Origin of the sequence: Streptomyces sp. NPDC101151 (assembly GCF_044768335.1) — a bacterium.
Taxonomy (GTDB): Bacteria; Actinomycetota; Actinomycetes; order Streptomycetales; family Streptomycetaceae; genus Streptomyces.
Window position 1 is genome coordinate 1 of sequence record NZ_JBIWPP010000103.1, and the last position, 4,296, is coordinate 4,296.

The 4,296-nt window shown below is 67.4% G+C and carries 3 protein-coding genes and 2 pseudogenes; 1 reads left to right on the top strand and 4 read right to left on the bottom strand.

The window, feature by feature from the left end:
• Positions 1-96: 96 nt before the first annotated feature.
• Entirely contained in the window at positions 97-267 is a 171-nt protein-coding gene (locus ACIRU3_RS47360) for a hypothetical protein (RefSeq protein ID WP_404070602.1), read from the bottom strand.
• Between the two features lie 396 nt (positions 268-663).
• Here ACIRU3_RS47360 and ACIRU3_RS47365 point away from each other — a divergent pair, with 396 nt between their 5' ends.
• On the top strand, positions 664-807 hold the full coding sequence (locus ACIRU3_RS47365; RefSeq protein ID WP_404070604.1) for a hypothetical protein: 144 nt from the start codon (positions 664-666) through the stop codon (positions 805-807).
• Here the strand turns inward: ACIRU3_RS47365 and ACIRU3_RS47370 are convergent.
• The 3 genes and pseudogenes from ACIRU3_RS47370 to ACIRU3_RS47380 all read right to left on the bottom strand — a co-directional run bounded on the left by ACIRU3_RS47370 (position 800) and on the right by ACIRU3_RS47380 (position 3,662).
• Positions 800-1,289 (bottom strand): annotated as a pseudogene (locus ACIRU3_RS47370) (hypothetical protein). The gene ACIRU3_RS47365 and the pseudogene ACIRU3_RS47370 sit on opposite strands and share 8 nt — an antisense overlap.
• Positions 1,290-1,920: 631 nt before the next feature.
• Positions 1,921-2,072 (bottom strand): annotated as a pseudogene (locus ACIRU3_RS47375) (winged helix-turn-helix transcriptional regulator); the annotation flags it as partial.
• A 198-nt stretch (positions 2,073-2,270) separates the two neighbouring features.
• Positions 2,271-3,662, bottom strand: a complete 1,392-nt coding sequence (locus tag ACIRU3_RS47380) for an MFS transporter (RefSeq protein ID WP_404070606.1) — start codon at positions 3,660-3,662, stop codon at positions 2,271-2,273.
• Between the last annotated feature and the right edge of the window lie 634 nt (positions 3,663-4,296).

A 4,296-nucleotide genomic window follows, 5' to 3' on the forward strand; every position in this document is an offset into this window, starting at 1 on the left:
AACACCGCGCCTGGCCACAGCCGACCGGCACTGGACCTCAAACCGTCCTCATCACAAGACCCCAACCCGCAAGCCCGTAACGCAACGGCATTGGGCCTAGGGGACGATGCGCGTGACTGCCCCGTGTTCGGGATCCCCGTACTTCGAGATCAGCTGCTCGTCGCTCATGCGGTCAACTTCTTCGCTTCGTTCGACGGGAAAGATCACGTGGGTGTCCTTGTCCGTCCAGTACTCGACGACGCGGAGTGTGTCGGTGGCTCGGCTCATGCTCTGCTCCCTTGCGGCGCGTGGGGTTCAGGGTGCGTCTGCGCACGTCGAGGGTCAATGGGGAAAGGGGCTTCCGTTTTAGCCGGTGGAAGCGTAGGTTCCGCTTACCCCGCGTCGGCGCCCCGCAAGGCGTCGGCCCGCCGGTCCCGGGACGGCGGGCCACGCGGGGGCCAACCGCCTGCGGCGACCTCGCCGCCTGCATCCGATGCCTACGCCCAGTCCGTGCAGGCCCGAAGACCCACGTCCTGTCCGGCACCTTCAGCACGTCTGGCATCGGTTGCCGCAGCTCGACAGGCACCGCGTCGCCCAGCGCTCGATACAGCTCCGCCATCCCCTGCGCGCGGGCCTCGATCAGCAACCGGATCAGCGCCGCGATCTTGGGTGCAATAGCGCCTGGTGGTCGGCGAGGCACGCCACTGCCTGGCCGAACAGCACTGGCAGGCCCTGCACCGCCTCGTACGGCTACGAGCCGACATCCACGTCGCGACGCTCCGCAACGGCACCTTCTGCGGGTCACGTCCGGCGGCAATGGTCAATTGATCTGCGGTTCCGCCAGTAGCACCACTCGGCCGGATCCGACATCGAACCCCAGCTCCGGATAGCTTCGGTCCCCATCGCCTTCGGCTGTCATCACCACCGGCTTGCCCAGTCGGCGCCCGATCGCACGAAGAAATGCGCACAGCACGTCCAGCCGTTCCTGCCCCTGCAGCTCCCGAAGGTCCACGTCGAAACCGATCTCGTCAGCCGACTCCAACCGAAAGATCGCCAGCACATCCGGCGCCGGCCAGACCCGCATCCGCGCACTCGGCATCAGCAGGCCGTGACAGCACCTCTCCAGCACGCGGCAACGGCATGATCACGCCGCCCTCGGAGTACTCACGCCGCCAACCACTCGCGACGATCAGATCCAGAACCGCCTGCCAATCCTCAACCACCGTTGCCTCGACCCACACATCCGGAAGACGCCCCTCCCACTCAAGGTCGAAGAATCCCTTCACGTCATCCCACCGCAGCTCAGGCACCTGACAATGCTGACCTCACCCCGAGCACCGCGCACCCGGATTTCCTCACGATGTCGTCATCTGCGCCCTCGGCAACCCGCTGTGGCTGAAAGGGCCGCAGAGGGCCGGCGATCGTCGCGAGAGCGAGTGGGCGTCTTGTGGCCGCGATGCGCGAGGGCGGGGTGGAACGGATAGTGATGCCCCTGGCCTGAGGCGCGGGCGCCAGCGTCCACGGTGCGTCGCCGCTGGTCCGGACGGCGACTCGAGTGTTCATCCGGCGCGACTATCGGGATTTCGACGCAGCCGAGGAGATCCTTGAGCAGTCCGGGCTGAACTGGATCAGGCCGTGGCTGCTCATGACCCTCCTCCCCCTGCCGGCGGGATGACGGGTGGTGGCAACCTCCTCGCACACCCACACCCGGGCCTCCCTCACACGCGGGGCGGTCACGGCAGCCGCGGCCGACACTTCAGGACTCAGTGCCCACAAGGTCTGTGCCCGCACCAAACTGGCCGCGGGATCCTGCTGCGAGAATTCGGCCGACGCCACCCGGAGATCACCGTCGCCGACTTCCATCCAGGTATCGTCGCCTGCGACTTCGGGCGCTACATGACCGTCGCTTCCGCTGGTCACAGTCTCGACGAGGGGTTGTGCTCAGCCCTTTCTGGCCATGACCTCATCGCCGTATTCGAAGGCCATGCTCCGACGGCGTCGATCGGCGCCAGCAAGGTCCGGCCCAGAGCGGTGAGTTGGTATTCGACCCGCGACGGTGCTCCCGGATGTGTGTGCCGTGCCACCAGACCGTTGAGTGTGTGGTTCATCGGCCTGCTCGCGCAGTCGGGTTCGAACCGGCCGGGTCGCCGATCAAGACGCGCTTGCCCTTGTCCAGGACCCCGGAGTCGGCGGTGTTCCGCGAGGCCCCGAGGCCCTCGGCGATGCGGGCGACGGTTGACCTGCAGTCGACGACGAGCCTCGGTAGGAGATCGTCCCATCGTCACCGATGTCTACTCGGTATTGGCATCGGCATCGGACGATGTTGTTGCGTTGTCGGCGACGCGGGCACGGACGATGCCCCATCCGACGAGCGCCGCGGCGACGACGGTCAGCACGAGGCCGGCGCACGTGACCGCCTCGTGGAACTCCGCAGTCTGATGGGCGCTCCAGGTCGAGGTGGCGATGTCGCCGGTGAAGATCGCTGCGAGGATGGTCCCGCTGACGGCGATGCCGATTCCGGTGGTGACTTCGCTGGCAGTGTCGACCAGCGCCGCGCCGATTGTGGTGCGGTTCCGCGGGAGGCCACGCATCACGTTGGTCCCGGCGACGACGCCGACCACGCGCATGCCGGCGGCGCCGAGCACGAGCGCGATGGCAACCCACAGGTACCCGAAGCGGCTCAGCAGCCCGTAGACGGCCAATCCACACACGACCGCTCCGGTGCTGAGCCAGGCGGCCCTGTCGAGACCGACGCGCTTGACCAGCGGACCGATGACAGCGCCGCCGGCGATGAGAACAAGGACCTGCGGCAGCATCCCCATGGCCGCTTCCGCCGGCGTCCAGCCCCAGTCGAGCTGCAGTTGCAGCGTCACAAGGTAGCCGAGGCCGGCGGTCGCCAGTCCGGCCGCCCCCTTGAACGCCAGCCCGCTCGACACAAGGGGGCGAGCGACGAGCTTGATGTCGAGGAGCGGATAGCGGGTCGAGCGCTCGCGGACCACGAAGAGGACCCCCGTCACGATGGCTGCCGCCGTGGTCAGCCACGGGAGATACGACTCGGTGCCCGCCTCGACGAACAGCGTCGGTGCGACCAGTGCGAGCACGATCGTCGCCGTGCCGAGCAGCGCACCCGCAGCATCGATCGGGTCGCGGTGGAGGTCGTCCGCCTGGTCAGCGGGGATGCCGCTTCGAATGCCGATGAACGCGAGCGCGGCGATCGGCACGTTCACCAGGAGCAGGGCCTGCCACGGGGCGAAGGCGAGTACGAAGCCACCCACCGTGGGCCCGATAGCGAGCCCGACCAGACCCACTGTCGATATGAGCGTAGTCGCACGAACGCGGAGCCCGTCGTCATCGAACAGGCGGAACGCCAGGGCGAGTGAGCCTGGCGTCGTCATCGCGGCCGCGATGCCCGTCGCCGACCGGACCGCAATGAGCTGCTCCGCCGTAGTGACGAACGCGGTGGTCAGACTCGTCACGCCGAGCAGGACCAGCCCGACCAGCATGATCTTGCGTCGACCGACCCGGTCGGCCAGCGCGCCGAGGGCCAGCATGAGCCCGCCGAACACGACGGCGTACGCGTTGGTGACCCACTGCAGCGCAGTCGCCGACGCGGACAGCTCGCGCCCGATGGTGGGCAACGCGACGTTGAGGATCGAGTTGTCGAGCATCTCGAACAAGAACACGGCGGAAAGCCCGGCGAGGGCTGTCCACGCCTCGCGGAGGGATCGCGGCGAGCGAGAAGGTTCGGTCGATGGTTCGTGGTTCTCGACTACTTCACGGCGATGACGGCTATTCACTGCGCACTCCTTCGATGTGAAGAAGTGGCGGCTCGTCAGACGCCGCGTGTGCCCGTGAGTCACCGACGGACTCACGATTTTACTTCCGATGGCCTGACCCTAACACGCGGCCTGGGACTGACCTTGCTCGCTCCACCGCTACAGGGCTCTCGGCAGACGGCCGGACCGAGCGGGCCGATGCCGCCGCGGGCAGTGAGGACTTCACCCCGACGGCCGCCTCGCGGTGTCAGCTCGCCTACGACGGCATCCGCTACGACGTCGAGCTACGCCCGCGACTCGCGACAGACCCGCATCCGGAATAGCCACCTCCGCCGTCAGCAAGATCGAGGAGGCGCCACCCGGTATCGCCGCCAGCAGCGCTCGATCCCTCAACAGCAAAGGCTGCCCAGCACCCCCGGAATTGACAGAGGCAATGCGCATTCGGGCCTAGTACTGCAACGGTGCTTGCCGTGACTGCTGGCCAGCTCAGGGGTTGTGTCCGCGCTGTTTGTAGTGGCTGATACGGGCTTGATGTTGCCGT